Source organism: Pseudoduganella plicata (assembly GCF_004421005.1).
Lineage (GTDB): Bacteria > Pseudomonadota > Gammaproteobacteria > Burkholderiales > Burkholderiaceae_D > Rugamonas > Rugamonas plicata.
On the sequence record NZ_CP038026.1, the window covers coordinates 1,938,499 to 1,954,226 of the forward strand.

Annotated in this window: 20 protein-coding genes; 4 read left to right on the forward strand and 16 right to left on the reverse strand. The window is 63.5% G+C overall.

From position 1 onward, the window contains the following. Positions 1-24 precede the first annotated feature (24 nt). Complete coding sequence (gene scpC / locus E1742_RS08500) at positions 25-1,515, reverse strand: succinyl-CoA:acetate CoA-transferase ScpC (RefSeq protein ID WP_134388090.1); 1,491 nt, start codon at positions 1,513-1,515, stop codon at positions 25-27. 109 nt (positions 1,516-1,624) lie between these two features. Between scpC and E1742_RS08505 the strand changes: the two genes are divergently transcribed. Next, complete coding sequence (locus tag E1742_RS08505) at positions 1,625-2,503, forward strand: LysR family transcriptional regulator (protein ID WP_134384476.1); 879 nt, start codon at positions 1,625-1,627, stop codon at positions 2,501-2,503. Positions 2,504-2,744: 241 nt separating this feature from the next. Here E1742_RS08505 and E1742_RS08510 read toward each other — a convergent pair whose 3' ends face one another. Then, a complete protein-coding gene (locus E1742_RS08510; protein WP_134384477.1) occupies positions 2,745-3,479 on the reverse strand; it encodes a metallophosphoesterase family protein in 735 nt (244 codons plus the stop codon). Positions 3,480-3,559: 80 nt separating this feature from the next. On the opposite strand from E1742_RS08510, the gene E1742_RS08515 reads away from it, so the two are divergent. Further along, the gene (locus tag E1742_RS08515) at positions 3,560-3,805 is read left to right on the forward strand and encodes a hypothetical protein (RefSeq protein WP_134384478.1); all 246 of its coding nucleotides are present in this window, start codon (positions 3,560-3,562) and stop codon (positions 3,803-3,805) included. Here the strand turns inward: E1742_RS08515 and E1742_RS08520 are convergent. The 3 genes from E1742_RS08520 to E1742_RS08530 form a co-directional block, all read right to left on the reverse strand. Beyond that, positions 3,796-4,284 carry a DUF6644 family protein gene (locus tag E1742_RS08520; RefSeq protein WP_166793448.1) on the reverse strand — a complete coding sequence of 163 codons (489 nt, stop codon included), beginning with the start codon at positions 4,282-4,284 and terminating at the stop codon, positions 3,796-3,798. The two genes, E1742_RS08515 and E1742_RS08520, sit on opposite strands and share 10 nt — an antisense overlap. Continuing rightward, the gene (locus tag E1742_RS08525; protein ID WP_307721915.1) at positions 4,284-4,673 is read right to left on the reverse strand and encodes a DUF6152 family protein; all 390 of its coding nucleotides are present in this window, start codon (positions 4,671-4,673) and stop codon (positions 4,284-4,286) included. The genes E1742_RS08520 and E1742_RS08525 overlap by 1 nt, the downstream gene beginning before the upstream one ends. A 150-nt stretch (positions 4,674-4,823) precedes the next feature. Further along, complete coding sequence (locus E1742_RS08530; RefSeq protein ID WP_134384479.1) at positions 4,824-5,030, reverse strand: hypothetical protein; 207 nt, start codon at positions 5,028-5,030, stop codon at positions 4,824-4,826. 214 nt (positions 5,031-5,244) lie between these two features. Between E1742_RS08530 and E1742_RS08535 the strand changes: the two genes are divergently transcribed. Further along, complete coding sequence (locus E1742_RS08535) at positions 5,245-5,514, forward strand: hypothetical protein (protein WP_134384480.1); 270 nt, start codon at positions 5,245-5,247, stop codon at positions 5,512-5,514. Between the two features lie 300 nt (positions 5,515-5,814). Here the strand turns inward: E1742_RS08535 and E1742_RS08540 are convergent, their stop codons facing one another. The 11 genes from E1742_RS08540 to E1742_RS27045 all read right to left on the reverse strand — a co-directional run bounded on the left by E1742_RS08540 (position 5,815) and on the right by E1742_RS27045 (position 14,616). After that, the gene (locus E1742_RS08540; protein WP_206076739.1) at positions 5,815-6,543 is read right to left on the reverse strand and encodes a PEP-CTERM sorting domain-containing protein; all 729 of its coding nucleotides are present in this window, start codon (positions 6,541-6,543) and stop codon (positions 5,815-5,817) included. A 79-nt stretch (positions 6,544-6,622) separates the two neighbouring features. Then, the gene (locus E1742_RS27460) at positions 6,623-7,207 is read right to left on the reverse strand and encodes a hypothetical protein (RefSeq protein ID WP_443094116.1); all 585 of its coding nucleotides are present in this window, start codon (positions 7,205-7,207) and stop codon (positions 6,623-6,625) included. 89 nt (positions 7,208-7,296) lie between these two features. Beyond that, positions 7,297-8,046, reverse strand: a complete 750-nt coding sequence (locus E1742_RS08550) for a head maturation protease, ClpP-related (RefSeq protein WP_206076740.1) — start codon at positions 8,044-8,046, stop codon at positions 7,297-7,299. Continuing rightward, positions 7,997-9,307: a phage portal protein gene (locus tag E1742_RS08555; protein WP_134384482.1), complete on the reverse strand. Its 1,311-nt coding sequence runs from the start codon at positions 9,305-9,307 to the stop codon at positions 7,997-7,999. Before E1742_RS08555 ends, E1742_RS08550 begins: the two co-directional genes overlap by 50 nt. Continuing rightward, positions 9,307-10,968 carry a terminase large subunit gene (locus E1742_RS08560; RefSeq protein WP_134384483.1) on the reverse strand — a complete coding sequence of 554 codons (1,662 nt, stop codon included), beginning with the start codon at positions 10,966-10,968 and terminating at the stop codon, positions 9,307-9,309. The genes E1742_RS08555 and E1742_RS08560 overlap by 1 nt, the downstream gene beginning before the upstream one ends. 9 nt (positions 10,969-10,977) lie before the next feature. After that, entirely contained in the window at positions 10,978-11,277 is a 300-nt protein-coding gene (locus E1742_RS08565; protein WP_134384484.1) for a hypothetical protein, read from the reverse strand. Positions 11,278-11,412: 135 nt separating this feature from the next. Next, a complete protein-coding gene (locus tag E1742_RS08570) occupies positions 11,413-11,994 on the reverse strand; it encodes a PEP-CTERM sorting domain-containing protein (RefSeq protein WP_166793449.1) in 582 nt (193 codons plus the stop codon). Between the two features lie 142 nt (positions 11,995-12,136). Beyond that, a complete protein-coding gene (locus E1742_RS26675) occupies positions 12,137-12,241 on the reverse strand; it encodes an HNH endonuclease (RefSeq protein WP_229466643.1) in 105 nt (34 codons plus the stop codon). A gap of 208 nt (positions 12,242-12,449) precedes the next feature. Then, the gene (locus E1742_RS08580) at positions 12,450-12,740 is read right to left on the reverse strand and encodes a hypothetical protein (RefSeq protein ID WP_134384486.1); all 291 of its coding nucleotides are present in this window, start codon (positions 12,738-12,740) and stop codon (positions 12,450-12,452) included. Further along, positions 12,737-14,488, reverse strand: a complete 1,752-nt coding sequence (locus tag E1742_RS08585; RefSeq protein ID WP_134384487.1) for an SGNH/GDSL hydrolase family protein — start codon at positions 14,486-14,488, stop codon at positions 12,737-12,739. Before E1742_RS08585 ends, E1742_RS08580 begins: the two co-directional genes overlap by 4 nt. Then, positions 14,485-14,616, reverse strand: a complete 132-nt coding sequence (locus E1742_RS27045) for a hypothetical protein (protein WP_259772437.1) — start codon at positions 14,614-14,616, stop codon at positions 14,485-14,487. Before E1742_RS27045 ends, E1742_RS08585 begins: the two co-directional genes overlap by 4 nt. A gap of 305 nt (positions 14,617-14,921) precedes the next feature. On the opposite strand from E1742_RS27045, the gene E1742_RS08590 reads away from it, so the two are divergent. Continuing rightward, positions 14,922-15,599, forward strand: a complete 678-nt coding sequence (locus E1742_RS08590) for a PEP-CTERM sorting domain-containing protein (protein WP_134384488.1) — start codon at positions 14,922-14,924, stop codon at positions 15,597-15,599. Positions 15,600-15,728 lie beyond the last annotated feature (129 nt).

The window sequence follows — 15,728 nt, forward strand, 5'->3', positions numbered from 1 at the left end:
AAAGATAAATTATTAATGTTGCCGTTATGCCTGCATCGTTCCGATAACCCGGTACCGCTCATGCCACGCCAGCGCCTCCTCCAGCACGTGCGGCGTCTGGCCGCCGCGCAGCAGCGCGCGCGCGTAATAATCGCGCAGCGCCGGGCGGAAGTCCGGGTGAGTGCAGCGCTCGATGATCAGCGGGGCCCGTTCGCGCGGCGCCAGGCCGCGCAGGTCCGCCAGTCCCCATTCGGTCACCAGCACGTCGACGTCGTGTTCCGTATGATCCACGTGCGCGACCATCGGCACGACACTGGAAATGGCACCGTCCTTCGCCGCCGATTTGCTGACGAAAATCGCCAGCTCGCCGTTGCGGGCGAAGTCGCCGGAGCCGCCGATGCCGTTCATCATATGGGTACCGCCCACGTGGGTGGAATTGACGTTGCCGTAAATATCGAACTCCAGCGCGGTATTCATGCCGATAATCCCCAGCCGGCGCACGATTTCCGGGTGATTGCTGATTTCCTGCGGCCGCAGCACGAGGCGATCGCGGTAACGGTCGATATTGTGGATGAAGTGTTCGTGCATCGGTGCCGACAAGGTGATCGACGACGCCGAGGCGAACGCCAGATGCCCCGAGTCGAGCAGCGCGATGGCCGAATCCTGCAGCACTTCCGAATACATCGTCAGGCCGCGGAACGGCGATTGCGACAGCCCGTGCAGCACGGCGTTGGCAATCGTGCCGATGCCGGCCTGCAGCGGCAGCAGCTGCGGTCCCATCCGTCCGGCAGCGACCTCCCCTTCCAGGAATGTCACGACGTGGCGCGCGATGGCGTCCGTTTCCGCATCCGGCGGCAGCACGTTGGACGGGCTGTCCGGGCTGTCGGTCACGACGATGGCGACGATGCGGTCCGGATCGATGGCGATCGCCGTGGTGCCGATGCGCTCGCCCGGGGACGTCAGTTGAATCGGTGCGCGTTCGGGGCGCGGACGCGGCAGATAGATGTCGTGCAGCCCTTCCAGCGCCAGCGGCGCGGAGAGGTTCAGTTCGACGATGACGTGTTTTGCCTGCTGCACGAAGCTGGCGCTGTTGCCGACCGCCATGGTCGGCACGATGGCGCCATCGGCGCGGATCGCCGCCGCCTCGATGACGGCGATGTCCACTGGCGGCAGCGCGCCGCTGCGCAGCTGCTCGGCCGTCTCGGACAGGTGCTGGTCGATGAACAGCACCTCGCCCGAGTTGATCTTGCGCCGCAAGGCGGCGTCGGCCTGGAACGGCAGGCGCCGCGCGATGACGCCGGCGTTGGCCATCAGGCCGTCGCTGTCATTGCCCAGCGAAGCGCCCGTGATCAGCGTCAGGCACAGCGGCTCGGTGCGGGCCCGCTCGACCAGCGCGCGCGGCAAGGCCTTGGCGTCGCCGGCCCGGGTAAAGCCGCTCATCCCGACCGTCATCGCCGGCGCGAACAGGCGCGCGGCCGCGTCGGCGGGCATCACGCGCGCCAGCAGGTCCGCGCGGCGGATGCGGTGCGCATACAGGGCTTGGTTCATGGCGTGCTCCTCGATTCTCTTGTTGGATCGCGCCAGTATAAAATCCCGCCTTCATGCAGAATATGACTAATCTTCCGATTCAGGATTCGCAAAATTCATGGACATCCGCTCGCTGCGCTACTTCGTCGAAACGGCCCGCCTGTCGAGTTTTACGCAGGCGGCCGGGCTGCTGCACGTGACCCAATCGACGATCAGCAAGATGGTGCACCAGCTGGAAGAAGAGCTGGGCACGCCGCTGCTGATCCGCGACGGCCGGCGCCTGACACTGACCGACACGGGCCGCGTCGTCTACGCACGGGGGCAGGAAATGCTGGCGACGATGCGCACGCTAGCGGCCGAGGTGCGCGACATCCAGGCCACGCGGCGCGGCACGCTGACGGTCGGCATCCCTCCCATGATCAACCTGCTGTTTACGCCCGCGCTGAAGGCGTTCCGCGAACGCCACCCGGACATCGCGCTAGTGCTGCGCGAGGAAACGGGACAGCAGGCCGAAAGGCTGGTGGCGGCGGGCGAACTGGAACTGGGCATGACCGTGCTGCCGGCGGATCCCGGCCTGGCTGTCGAGACGCTGCCGGTGGCGACGTACCCGATCTGGGCGCTGGCGGCGCCGGGCACGTTCCGCGCGGGCCGCAGGACGCTGCCGCTGAAAGCCCTGAAGGAGCTGCCGCTGGTGCTGCTGACGGACGATTTCGCCATAACGCGTGCGTTGCGGCAGGCTTTCACGGGCGCCGGGTTCGCGCCGCGCGTGGCTGCCCAGAGCGCACAATGGGACTGGCTGGTGGAGATGGCGTCCGCCGGCATCGGCGTGGCGCTGCTGCCGGAACCGTTCATCGACCGGCTGGCGGACGAGAAGCTGCACGCCGTGCGCATCGTCGAGCCGGAACTGCCGTGGCAGGTGGCGCACGTATGGAACGGACGCTATCTGTCGCACGCGGCGCGCGCGTGGCTGGACGTCTGTACCGAAGTGCTGGGCTGACCGTGCGAACCAGCGCCGCACCGGCAGCCCGACGGTCCACGTCAGGCCGGCCGTGCGGTGGTTCAGCCCACCCTGCATGGCTGCATCGATCTGGCAGTCTTTTCGTCCTGTCCCGCATGGACGCGACCGGCCAGCAGGCAGCCGGCAAGGCAGGCAAATAAGGTGCTGCGCATGGTGTCCCCCCTGTTGCGACACCGTCATGGTACCGGCGGCCAGCGCACCTGGCGTGTCCGGTTGCCCTTCAGGGCATGCGGCCCGTCCGCAGGGCATATGCCCAGTCGCCCCGGCCGTTGCGCTCGGCCAGTGCGGCCGCGCCATGCCAGTCGTACGCCAGGGCGATATGCTCGACAGTCCACGTCCCGCCGGTACGCTCGAGCACGGCGTAGCGGGCATGCGGCGTGCCGTTCTCCATCTTGTGCAGGATAGGATAGTCGTCGCGGTAGGCCTGCAGGCCGACGCTGCCGGGATTGACGATCAGGCGGCCGTCGTCCAGCAGCATGCTGCGCGGCAGATGTGTGTGGCCGCACAGGAACAGGCTGGCCTGCGCGGTGCCCGCGCGCTCGCGCACCTCGTCATGCGCGGCCGCGTGCCGGCCGGCGGGCGAGACGCCATCGAGCCAAAGCACGGTGTCCGATGCGGGCGTGCCGTGCACCATCAGGACATCGTCGACAGGCCGCAGCGTGGCGGGCAGCGCGCGCATCCAGTCGCGCTGGTCGTCCGTGATGTCGTCGTGGGCAAAACGGTCGGAGGGCCGCATCCGCGCCGGATCGCAGCCCATCTGGCGCTCGTGGTTGCCCGCGATGGTGGGAAAATTCAGCGGCATCAGGCGCGCTGCCGTGGCGCGCGGCTGCAATGGGCCGGACAGGATATCGCCCAGGTTGACCACCACGTCCACGCGGCGGCGCGCGATGTCGGCCAGCACGGCCTCCAGCGCTGCCAGGTTGCCATGGATGTCGGAGATGGCCGCGATTCTCATGATTGTCAGTATAAGCGAGGGACATCACAAATCGCGTCCCGCGGCCATGCCAGAATGGACGTTTGCAACGGAGGCTGGCGATGGAATACGAATACCGTGGTTATACGATCCGCAGCGAAGTATACGAAGACCCGACCGGCGGCCAGGTCAGGTGGCATTGCGCCGTCGAGATGCGGCCGCATACCGGAACCGCCCCCGAGCGCTTCACGACCGAGGAGCACTATGCTACCCGCGACGAGGCGGAACTGGGCGCGCAACGCGCGGCGCGCGACTACCTGGACCGCAAGCTGGCTGGCCTGACGGCGACCCACAACCCTCAGGTATAAGCCAGCAGGCGCCCGCAGCTGATCACCCCGACCCACAACAGCAGCGACAGCGCTGCGTGCAGCCGGGCGCGTGCAGGCGTGGCCGCCCCCACATCCCACGCGGATACGCGGCGCCACGGGCCCAGATGGAAGAACGCCGCGTTGATGCCGGCCGCCAGCAGCAGCGCCATCTTCAGCGTGAAGGTACGGTTGCCGAGGAAATCGCCGGGCTGGGATGAGAACATCAGCAGTCCGGCAGGCACGATGAGCAGCAGGCTGCCCACGGCCCACGGCAGCAGATGTGCCGCCAGCGCGCGCAGCGGCAACGCCCGCGCGCAGCCCAGCACGCGCAAGTCGAACAGCGCGACGGCGCCAACCAGCACGGCAAACCCCGTGATATGGACGATCTCGACGATGGGATACAGCCACGCGGCCTCGCGCATCGCCTGCGATACCGGGGTCGCCGCCAGCCACGCCGCCCACGCGGGCAGCGCCGCCATCAGCGCAGTTCCGTCGTCTTGTCGCCCACGGTGATGCGCTCGGCGCGCAGCTCATCGAGCTTGCTGCGGTGCGGATAGCCATAGACCATGACCTTCGTCCCGGCGGCCAGCGCCTCCTTGGCCAGGCCGCGGTTCTCCATCCGCGAGGGCGGCGCCAGCACGACGTGCCAGCGCTTGTCGGCCGACTGCAGCAGCACATGGCCGTGCGGCTGCGTGTAGCCGCTTTCGACGATGGTGCCGGACAGGTTCAGGGGTTTGCCCGCATCGTATTCGCTCCAGCCGTGGTGGGCAAAGGCGCTGGTGGACAGCAGCACGGCGGCGAGTGCCGGCATGAGCGACCGTGACACGGGCGTACGTGTCGCGGGGGTGCGTGATATGGAGCGGTTCATGGCTTCTCCTAGGTAGGTACTTCGGAAAACCGATAACGCAGCGGCTTGCGGCAAACGGTGGCGCCGGTGGCCGCGCGGTCACGATGGCGTCACAACAGCAATGTAATCTGCAGACTCCCGCCCGGCCCGGGCTATTCCCGGAGCGTGACGCTAACGCGGCTGGCTGCGGCGCTCCCGCCGCCGGTGCAACTGCGGCGAGCACAGCACCCGCAGCGCCGTCTGCCGCGGCACGCCGGCCAGCTGCATGTATTCCAGCGCAGGATGCACCCCGTCCGTATTCGCAATGCGTAATGCCTCGTCCACGCGCGCGGCCGTGAAATCGTCCGCGCGCGCCCTTCTGTTGCCGCGTTCCGCCATGATCGAACCCTTACTGCCAGTGGACCTGCCACGTTATCAAAACCTTATGGATGGAGGCGCACGCTTGTCACGCCGCAGCCCTGCCGTCCCTGCCTTGCCCGTCGAACGCACCAGGTTGCCGGCCCGATGACATCGTCAACCACGATGAGTGGCCGTCCCGCGTCACTGCGATCCACGTCGAGCGCTTAAAATACGCTTTTAAAAGGACAACGACGTGAAAAAAACCGACCTCGCCAAGAACGATGCCAAAAAACTGATGGGCAAGATGACGGGGCCGGGCGCCCCGCAGTTCGGCAGCGCCGCCGCACCCGCCATCGACAAACGCGAACAGCGCAAGCGCGACCAGGCGCTGGGGCTGGTGCCGTTTGCGGTCAAGCTCAACAGTGAGCTGGTGCAGCAGCTGCAGGCGCTGGCTGCCGAGAAGGGGCTGGATATGAATGCGACCGTGGCCGAGGTGCTGACCAAGGGGTTGGCGGCTGACTGACATCCGGCACAAGGACGATACGCCGCGGGCTGTCGCAATGGACCGGCTCCATTTGTGCCACATGCCGCATCCCGCGCCACGTCCGACGCCGGGTTGCTGCGATCCGCAATGCGGACATAACAACTCCTGACATCCCAACGGCTGTTCCGCAGCATGGTCGATGCTGTCTCCGCTCGAACAAATTGCGCGCCCAACAGCGGTTAGCGCTGAACTGCCTGCCGAGGCCAGCCCAAAAGCCGGCCTCGGCATCCATGCTCAAATGCGCACGCGGCTATTCGGCCGGGCAACCTCCGGTAGCGCTCATGCCTTGCGACGACGTGCGACGGCGCCAACCAGCCCCAGGCCGCCCAGCAACAGCATCCACATGGTCGGTTCCGGCACCGCGGCAATCTGTAGCGTCATCACGACATCGCTGACCTGCATTGCCGCAAAGGCGGGATAGCGGTCATACCAGCAATGATCCGTGCAGACGTAACGCTCGTAGCTCAAAGCGCCGGCATCCGCGGACGTCGAAAACTGAAGGACCGACCGGCCCGCGATCAACTGGTCCACGGTACTGGAATATGGCTGGCTGCCATCGATATCGCTGCCGCCGACGCGATAGATCGCCGGGTTGCCGTCGACAGTCCAGGAAGCGTAGAACGAGTTCTTTGCGAATGGACGCTCGAATTGTTCCAAACCCGCCGGCGGCGGGGTTACGTACAGTGCGCCCGTCACCTTGGCGTCGATCGTCAAGGCAGTGATCCGATAGCCGTCGCGCACGTCGAACTGCAGCGACGCCGTATTGAACCACCCTTTGAAGGTCGGAGAATAGTAGTCACCCATTACCCTGAAATCCGCGGCGGGGATCAACCCGGCCATCGACAGGCTGGCCGTGCTGCCCGTATCGGACAGCACGGCCAGGTCAACGCGATCGTGGGCAGACAACGTGGCGACATCAAAATTTGTTGTCGTAACCCGGTCAGCGGCCTGCGCTACGCCGGCCGATGCGGCAAGACCGAGAATCAGCCCGGCAATCGTTTGTTTCATGAGTTCTCCTCTTCTGTTTCGAATAATGCGGCATTGCTGCGGCTGGCAACACAATAGCATCCGCATTCGCCATCAAGAATCACGAACAGTAACAAAAGAACATTTTTTTCTCATCATCTGCATTGGCCGGTGCGCTCTCGTCGTTTCGCAAAGCGAAAAGGCCAGCGCAATGGCTGGCCTTTCTTTGGAATCTGCGGATCCGGGTCCGGTAAGCGCACGCCGCTCCCGTTCTTTCACCGATTGAACTCAGTTCGCCCTCTTGCGCGCGATCGCGCCAATGGCGAGCAACCCGGCCAGCATCATGCCATACGTCTCCGGCTCCGGCACCATGGACACATTGACGTGGGCCACGTCGGACGCAGGTCCGCCCAGGCATGGTCCCCGCCAAAATAACGGTGGCGATATTCCGCCGATGCCGTCGTGGGCGCCGCGATCCCGTGGAGTAATCAAATCGTCCTTCGTCTCCGTATCGTATCCGAAGACGGATGTCAGCTGGAACGGTGTGCCGGGCGTTTGCGATCGCTTCGACTTCCGCCAGCATGGCGTCCAGCTCACCGGCCTCGGCGACTGGCATGCGCTGATTAGCCGGGTACTTGTTGTTCAGGTCTTGCGCTTTCTTTGCAGCGGCGTCGCGCTGTGCGCGCAGTTGTGCGAGTTTCGACATGGATTTCCTCAGGGTTTGGTCCGCTCTCGCGGCCGATATGGACGAAAAAAAACCGCCTCGAGGGCGGCTGCTTTAGTGGCGCGAGAGCGTCAGCTAACTTGGAGGCGGGCCAGCATGGCGATGCGCTGCTGCTGGCGGGCGCGGTGTTCTTCAGTGGCGATATCCTCGATACCGCCGGCGTTGTCTTCGATCTTGGGCGCCTTGGAGTAGGCGCTCATGTTCCAGGCGGCCTGGGCCTTCTTGCCCTCGGCGATGCGGTCGACGAGGCCGGCCGCAAGCGCCTCCTCGGCGGAGTACCAGGTCTCGGCATCCATGGCGGCTTTCACGTCGTCGACGGCCATGCCGCTTTTCGCCGCGTACTGGCCCGCCAGCGTGCCGTCGATCTTCGACAGCAGCGACACGGTGGCCGTCAGGTCGGCTGCGTTGCCCATGGCCCAGGTCCAGGCGTTGTGAATCATGAAGAAGCCGCCCGGGGCGATCTCGACCTCGTCGGCCGCGATGGCGATGACGGTGGCCGCGCTGGCGGCATAGCCGTCAACGTGTGCGATGACGCGGGCGCCGGTGTCGCGGATGGCCTGGCAGATCGTCTGTGCGGCGAACACGTCGCCACCCGGGCTGTTGATCCGTAGGTGCACGTCGCCGCCCTTGATCGCGCGGATCTGCGGCACCAGCGCCTCGGCGGAGACGCCGCCCCACCAGTGCGCCGTTTCCTCATCGGCGACGATGGAGTCGTACAGGTAGATCGTGGTCTCGGCGCCCTCGGCGACGATTCGCGACTGCGGCAGCCGTTCAGGCCGTTTTTTGTTGCTCGCCAGGAGCTGGGTCAGGCTGTTGGGCACTCGCGCCTCCATTCAGTTGTAAATCCGCGTTCGGCGGCATGTTTTCGATCCGCCTGATTTCCTCTGGCGTCATCCACGGCATCTCACCTGCACGGACCAGCGCGATCCGGTACGCCTCGTAGTGCGCCCCGACGTCGCCTTTTTCCAAGGCTTCCGTCTTGTGCTCCATGAAGAATCGCTCGCGCACGGGCCACAAACGCCGGTTGAATTCCTGCTTGATCTCGTTCAGCCGGTCGTTGAGGACGTAGCGGACGAAATTGCCGCCCTGCTCGGCCATACCGGAACCCCAGGAGCTGTTCTTTTCGGTGTGCCCGACCAGGTGCGGCGGTACCCCGAAGACGCTACAGATTTCCTCGACCGTGAACAACCGAGTCGCCAGGATTTCCGCGTCCTTCGAATTCACGCTGAGCTGTGCCGGTTCCAGGCCGCCCGACAGGATCAGTGGGCCGCGCCCGCCGTTCTGTGCACGGGCAATCAACGACGCCTTGAGCTGCTCCAGCTGCGCCTTGTCCAGCTTCGCGGCTGTCATCAAGGCGTAATCAAAGTTCGTGCCGCCAGCGAAGAATCCGCCCGCGTTCTCCTGCGCCGCGATCGCGGTTCCGATTACTTCCTGTGCCGCAAACGTGATAGGGCTCGGGCTCAACAGCGTGTCTTCGCTATAACCCTGGCTCTTCAGGTGCACCACGTCTTCAGGTGGAAGCACGTAGGAGGCGCCGCCACCGGCCGGGAACACGCGGTAGAGCACCGCACCGCCCTGACGAAACGGCATCATCCTGCGGGGCTTCCAGCCGGTGACGTGGCTGCTTGAAAAACGGGGGCGCAGCAGCTCGGCAAATCCATCGCCATTGAACAGCTGCGCCTCGATAAGCATCTTCCAGGCCGTGGCGGCGCTCATGTCCGGGTTCGCCTGCTCATTGAGCATCCACCAGTACGGGTGCTCGGCAGGCGCGCGCCCTTGACCGGGCGTCCGCTCATAGATGCCCACTGGCAGGCTCGAGATCGCACCGGTGATTCGGGCGACGCAGCCGTACACCGCCGAGACGCGCATCGCCGTGGTTTCGGTAACAGCAGCGCCCGACGACGACCGGTGTGCGGCGCCCAGCAAGTTTGCCAGCTCGCCCATGCTCATGCTGCCGCTCGAGTTTTCGCCCAGCGCAACGATGCCAGCGCGCTCGGCGGCGCCATGGCGACCGGCCATCCAGGAGCCCAGCACGCGCGAATCATGACGCGCCGCCTCCAGATTTAGTAGTTTTCCGGTCATCAGAGGTCCAATACGAAAATTTCCGGGACGACTTGCGTCTCGGGGTTCAGTGCCATCAGCGTTACGGCGTTCAGCACGGCCAGCAGAGGGTCGATCTTCGCGGTGCCCGACGCCTGTTTCGTGATGATCACGCCGTTGCCGCGCGGCTCGATGCGGGCGTTGCCGACGCACCAGGCCATCAGCGCCTGGCCGGGGTGCACCATCACGCCCTCAGCCAGCTTCCGCTCGGCGGTCTTGATCGCGCCGGTCATCTTCCAGCCCTGGCTGATACCGACGACCTTCTCTTCGGGGATGCCGGCCTCCAGCAGCGCGTCGGCGATGCCGCCTAGGCCCATCGAATCGCACCCGACCTTGTCCAGTTTGCCGGCGTCCTCGATAGCGGCCACGAACTGCGCGACGCCGTCGACGTCGTCACCGATACGCGTCACCAGCGTCAGGTCGCCAGCTTTGGCGAAGTCCTGCAGCCGCGGCGCGATGTCCTTGCGGCGCTCCAGCACCGACGGGTGTGCCCAGGCATGCGCCCAGGTGAGCCACTGGCGCGTCTTCGCGCAGTGGCCGACAGCGGCGAAGCCCAGCAAGTCGTCCAGCCCGCCCCCGTCGATACCGACGTCGACGATCTCGGACCGTTCGATCAGCTCGTGCAGGTCGAACACCGGTACGGCCTGCCGTGCCCAGAAGTCGGCGCCGGCCCAGCGGTCCGACCGCAGGTTCATGCCGATTTCGACGTTGGCGTGCTTGGCCATGAAGCCGCGGAACGACTCAGGGCCGGCCTGCTCGGCAATCTTGTACTCGCGCTCGAGGAACGCTTCGTCGACCGAGAACCCGATGTTCGGGTTCACCAGCCGCATGTTTTCCAGCTTCAAGGCGTCGCCCGATGCCACCATCTCCGGCGGGTGTTCGAAGATGATCGGCACGAAGGCCGGGTCGACGATCTCGCCGTCGCGCACCTTGCGGGCATACTCCAGCTTCTGCCGGAACACGCCGGCCGGAGGCTCGTCCGACTGCGTGGACAGCCAGATCACGAACCCCTCGGGACGCGATGCACGGCCGCCCAGGGCCTCGCGGAACATGTTCTCGGCGCTGGATATCTTGCCGAATAGGTGCAGCTCGTCGACCAGCGTGCCGACCGACTTCTTGCCGCCGACCGTGTTCTGGTCCGCCGCCAGCACCTTCAGGGTGGCGTTGCTCTCGCGGTGCGTGATCGTTTTGACGTGCGACTGGACGTGCATCAGGTCGTCCAGGTCCTCATCCTTCTGCACCATGTCCCGCGCCGGCGCGTAGGCGTTGTTCGCCACTTCGACCGTCGGCGCCAGGACCGAGAACTCGGCCGACTGGCGCCAGTTCAGTATCAGGGCTGTCATCATGATCCCGGCCGCGATCGTCGATTTGCTGTTCTTCTTCGGGATGAGCACGAAGAACTCGACGATCAGCCGGCGCCCGTTCTCGGCGTCGTAGGCACCGAAGATGCAGCGCACCAGATCGAAGACCCATTCAGCGCAGGACTCGCCGAACGTCGGGCTGCCAGGGGCATCGACGATCTTGAGCGCCTTGAAGATCGCCAGCGCGTGCTCGCCCTGCTCCGGGAAGATCGGCGGCGGAATGATCGTCTCGCCCTTGAGCAGACGGTCTGCCCAGTCGGGACAAGCTGTTGACCATTCCATACTGTTCCTTTATTTCACTGCTCGTAGTGGCGGCGGGGTGGACGCGAACTTGTTGGCCGCCTTCTTCGCCGCCTCACCCTTCGCGTCCTTCTTGCCGCCCTCGCCCAGCTTCTGGTGCTTGAACGGCAACATCGCCTTCGCCGCGTCCGTGCGGATTTTTATGTCCGTCGCCGGATCGTTCATGACCGCCGTGAGAAATTCCAGCGGGTCTTTCGTCAGCAGCGATTCCGCCGCGCTAAGCGTGGGCGGATTTGATTTACGGCCGGCCCCAGGTCGGGCGCCGCCGCTCCTACCGGGCTTTCCTGCCATTTGAATTCCGTTTGAAAGGGGGATTTTTTCTGCGCGTGAGGTACAGTGCGGTGTCCGGCGGCCGGGGCGCCAGACTTTTGGCCCCCGGGGTACTTCGGCCGCGCTTCAGTAAACGAGCCGCAGGTTAGTCCTAAATCAGCGTGCAGCTGCGTTGATGCGGCGGCGGCTCAGACCAATAATCGACAGCCCAATGCCTAGCATTGCAAACGTCGTTGGCTCAGGAACGGAGGGAACGGAGGAGACTACGGTGGCCACCGTGTCGGTGGAGCTAAACCAGCTATCATAGTACGTATAGTCAGACGTTTCCCACCACTGATAGCTAGGGGTCCATCCCGCATAGAAGTAGCTCGCATGCGCGTAGTCATACGTGCTTTCTAGCTGCACGTAGATATCGTAATCCCTCGTGTTGCGATATCTGAACCCCCACGTGTACTGTGCGGCAGGTGTCCAAGGTGTTCTGAACTCGATACCGTTGGCAATGAGGCTTGTTACCTCATTCTTTTCGATAATATTATTTCCGTTTATGTCCTCCGCTGTGAACCGGGCAGACAGTGTAGCAGAAGGCTGCCAGTGAAATTCATAATCGGCTTGATCGCCGTTTTCATCATCGTGGTAGCTTTCGTGCCACGCGCCTGTGTAGTCAAAAGTAACCGTAATTGGTGCTGCGTTGGCGGATGCCGCTGTTGCCAACAGTAAAGCAAAGAGCGTTTTTTTCATATCAAGATCTCGGTCAATAGGGGCCTTTATCATAAACGAGATTTCTCTTGAAATAACTAAATTGCAACTTACCAGTCACGATTATTCTGTTACTGGCTATGCGGACATGATTCCCCACTGGATGCCGCAATTTCCACCCTGATCAGTACCCTCGGGCGCGTTCTGCGGCCTCCTGCGCCGTCTTCACGTCATGGCAGAGGTCACACAGCGTCTGCTTGTTCTCGGGCTCGTCGCTGCCGCCTTCCACAGCAGCACGATGTGATCGACCACGCTACCCAGGGCGCCGCACTTCCGGCACAGTCCACAGTCACGCGCCTTGATCTGGTTGCGGTCCTTCACGCCAGCACTGCCACGCTTCCGCTCTACACGGTCAGGCTGAACCGTGTGCACGGCGAGACGCGACATCGATACTGCTGCTAGCCGCGGCTAGTGTCTTCAATGCCATGTGCCTGCCCCTACTGCGTGTGCCCTATCAGCTCACGGAACGTTATGTGTCCGGTCGCTGGGTTGCGGCGCACGATGTACACGTCTGCAACTTCTTGTCCGTGCGCTTGTTCCACCTCGAAGTCCTGCCCGAAGAACAGACGCATGTTGGTGATGCGCTCCTCGGTGGTCAGGCGCTGAATGGTCAGTAGCCAGGCGTAGCGCTCTCTGCACGCCATGGCCACTGCGGCATCTGGCTGACCCTGCGCTGCTGTGACACTGCACGTGCACGCCAGCAGCAGTGCTGCCAGCACGGTCCTCATGCTGGAGCCGAAACAGGATGCAGGCCCAGGCCCACCGGCGACAGCTCGATAGTTGCGGTGCCGCCGATGTTCATCAGGAGGATGATCCCGACGCTCATCGATGTCGCACCGGCCTCGACCAGCATCGGGGCCGAGCGGAACGGGATACGCACCACGTCGCCATCCAGGTTATCCGTCTGCGTTGCGGCGCTCGAGCCCTGATCAATCGCCATGGAAGTAGGTGCCAGGCCGCCCTGCGTTGAGTGGATGATCGAGAAAGCCTGAATACCGGTGCCGGAAATGCGAATTTCACCCTCGAAACTGACGTACGTTCCGATTGCGAACCCCGTGATCAGCGCCGACGGGCGCATGCGGATGCCCTCGCCATTGACTGCGCTCGCATTGGCGTTCGATACCGCCACACTCCAGTAGAAGCCTGGCATGTTGTCTGGCAGTGGGACGGCGCCAGCGCTGGCGGGCGCCTTCGATACAGCCGTAATCGTGCTCCCGACCTCCCGGACGACCGTCCAGCCCGTCGGCACTTCGCCCGAGATGCCAGCATTCGCTACCGTCACGGCGCCGGCGAGCTGGCCATTCACGAGGAAGCTGCCATACGGTGCATTCACCGGGTCGTATGCCGCACCGGAAAACGGCTTGGCGAACATCTGGCGCACGCGCTTTGCTAGCAGTGGCACCGGACCATGCTTGGCGATGATGTAGCCGCCCTTCGACGAGGGGTGCAATTTATCCGCCGACATGCCAGGCGCATAGCCGCCCGAGCCGGTTGTCAGGCCGACGTAGGGCCACGCATCCCAGGCGCCAAGGCCAAGGCGATCAGCCATCGCGCGTACGCCGATGTTGAACTCGACAGCGGCCTGTGTCATCGCCGCCGTCCGGTCATCGTACGGCAGCAGGCAGCCGACAGCGACATTCGAACCGATGTCCTGGCGCGAGCGTACGATGTTCTCGAGGTTGATCAACGCCTGCAGCGCCGTCTCACGGCTGTTCACGTCATTGGTGCAAACGACGATATGCGAATCGTCCGTGTAAATGTCTTGCCACTGAGCTCGAGCATCCCACCAGTCCGCGGCCCGGATGCTGGAAATGCAGAACGGATAGATCACGTCGTACGGATTGCCCAGCAGCGTGTTCGTCCAGCCCACCACGCCGTTACTCGCGCAGTTGTTACGCAGTTTGATCGTGCCGGATACGTTGAACGTATCGGCGCGGTCGACAGTCGGCTTCCAACGCGGGATCAGGGCCAAATAGACCTCTTTCCCGCCCGTGCCGCTGTCGATTCGGTAGAAGCAAGCTTCGATCGTGATCGAAACGCGCGGGCCTTCGGTATCGCCGAACGCTTGCCAAGTCATCGTGGAGTCGGCCGCGTAGTAGCGCAGCGTGCCATTACCCGACGGGCAGGTGGCGGCCGTCAGCACCTCCTTGACGAAGGAGCCGTCCGTGTTCAGGTTCGGCGTCGCCGCCGTCATCCAGCGTACGGCCTTGTGGCGTGGCAAGTGCGCCATGCTGATCGTTGCGGCACTGATGCTGTCGCCGATGTACATGGCGGAACGGTGCACGTCCGGGCGTTTGCTCGGCCGGGACGTCGTTACCCGTATAGCCGTCGGCTTGTTCTTGGCCGTAAAGACGCCGCCGGCAAGCTCGGCCATCGCCAGCTTTGCAGCCAGCAGCCCGGCCTCGGTCTCGGGCGACTCGGTGATGATCGTGTTCGCCTCGTAGTCGCTCCACTTTGTCAGCAGTCGGATGGTCATGCAGTCCTCGGATGGTTGGGCCGGCGCTCCGGCAGGTTGTAGGCGCGATAGGCCGTGTCTTCTTGCAGCTGCGCCAGCTGGAAGCACAGCTGCAGCCAGGCCTTCAAGGCCGGGTCGGTCAGTTTCATGGTTCGTTCCTGCAGTCGGGCCGGCGAGTCTCCGGGATCAGGTCCCAGCCCAGGGCGCGCCGAATCTCTTCCGGCGTGGGCGGCGGCTCGGGCGACCAAGTGCGGCGCTCCATCCACTCGCGGACCGATTCTTTCGATGGGTGCGTGGTCGTGGTCATGGGCGCCTGGCAGAAACGACGAAGCCCGCGCCATTGCTGGGCGAGCGGCATAGTAATGTGACAATTCGTGAGTATTAGGCTGTTCTCTTCGATATAGAATCGACAGATAAATGCACTTCTTCCCTACCCACTCAAAGGAATAATTAGATGAAATCTCTGGCACGCGCAGCTCTTATGTTGGCTTTCTCAAGTGCAATGCCTGCGTACGCGGCACCGGTTCTTGTGGAATTCACAGCCGAAATTTCGAGCATGACCGATATGACTGTACAAAGTCATTGGATACCATTACAAAGCAGTAATGCATTGGGGTATGACATATCTGTCGGCGAAACAGTAAAACTTTATTTTTCTTACGATACAGAAACGGTCTTGCCTATAATTGACAGTCCTTATTACCCGACAGAACATTTCTCGTATGGCAACTTTCAGCAGTCGGTCAAGTTCGCTAATGGAACATCTGCGCTTTCTTACAGCAACCGCAACTGGGTACATACGTATGAATATTCCGACAGTCTTTTGATCCAGACGGGTGGCTTATTCGCGGGTAACAGTTCCAGCTTTAGCTATAGATTTGAGTGGGAATCGCCCTATGCTCCGGTGAACCAGGCCTTGCCTGGGGCCGACCAATGGTCCAGTGTGAAAGGCTTATTTGGGCTCGTTCTTCCTTCAGCCGGCTGGATTACAGTCGGAGGTGAAATTACTTCTGTTCAAGTCGTGTCGTCGGTGCCTGAGCCATCCACCTACCTGATGCTAGGAGCGGGCCTTGGCCTGATAGCCCTCTCCCGCCGGAAGCGCCGCACGGAAACTGAAAGCTCTTCGGCATAACGCCCGGAACGGCTGCCCTCGCTCGCCACCTCGTGCTGCGGCTACGATGAGTTGGGGTTGCCGGTTACAGCGTCCGGCGCCGGCCGCAGGTCATGCGCTCGGCTGAAAACGACGAAGGCCCCACGATCA

Bases quoted from the DNA above. Each gene is read 5' to 3' on its own strand.
- E1742_RS08505 (WP_134384476.1), top strand. From the start codon at position 1,625: ATGGACATCCGCTCGCTGCGCTACTTCGTCGAAACGGCCCGCCTGTCG.
- E1742_RS08510 (WP_134384477.1), bottom strand. From the start codon at position 3,479: ATGAGAATCGCGGCCATCTCCGACATCCATGGCAACCTGGCAGCGCTG.
- E1742_RS08515 (WP_134384478.1), top strand. From the start codon at position 3,560: ATGGAATACGAATACCGTGGTTATACGATCCGCAGCGAAGTATACGAA.
- E1742_RS08520 (WP_166793448.1), bottom strand. From the start codon at position 4,284: ATGGCGGCGCTGCCCGCGTGGGCGGCGTGGCTGGCGGCGACCCCGGTA.
- E1742_RS08525 (WP_307721915.1), bottom strand. From the start codon at position 4,673: ATGAACCGCTCCATATCACGCACCCCCGCGACACGTACGCCCGTGTCA.
- E1742_RS08530 (WP_134384479.1), bottom strand. From the start codon at position 5,030: ATGGCGGAACGCGGCAACAGAAGGGCGCGCGCGGACGATTTCACGGCC.
- E1742_RS08540 (WP_206076739.1), bottom strand. From the start codon at position 6,543: ATGAAACAAACGATTGCCGGGCTGATTCTCGGTCTTGCCGCATCGGCC.
- E1742_RS27460 (WP_443094116.1), bottom strand. From the start codon at position 7,207: ATGTCGAAACTCGCACAACTGCGCGCACAGCGCGACGCCGCTGCAAAG.
- E1742_RS08555 (WP_134384482.1), bottom strand. From the start codon at position 9,307: ATGACCGGAAAACTACTAAATCTGGAGGCGGCGCGTCATGATTCGCGC.
- E1742_RS08560 (WP_134384483.1), bottom strand. From the start codon at position 10,968: ATGGAATGGTCAACAGCTTGTCCCGACTGGGCAGACCGTCTGCTCAAG.
- E1742_RS08565 (WP_134384484.1), bottom strand. From the start codon at position 11,277: ATGGCAGGAAAGCCCGGTAGGAGCGGCGGCGCCCGACCTGGGGCCGGC.
- E1742_RS08570 (WP_166793449.1), bottom strand. From the start codon at position 11,994: ATGAAAAAAACGCTCTTTGCTTTACTGTTGGCAACAGCGGCATCCGCC.
- E1742_RS08580 (WP_134384486.1), bottom strand. From the start codon at position 12,740: ATGAGGACCGTGCTGGCAGCACTGCTGCTGGCGTGCACGTGCAGTGTC.
- E1742_RS08585 (WP_134384487.1), bottom strand. From the start codon at position 14,488: ATGACCATCCGACTGCTGACAAAGTGGAGCGACTACGAGGCGAACACG.
- E1742_RS27045 (WP_259772437.1), bottom strand. From the start codon at position 14,616: ATGAAACTGACCGACCCGGCCTTGAAGGCCTGGCTGCAGCTGTGCTTC.
- E1742_RS08590 (WP_134384488.1), top strand. From the start codon at position 14,922: ATGAAATCTCTGGCACGCGCAGCTCTTATGTTGGCTTTCTCAAGTGCA.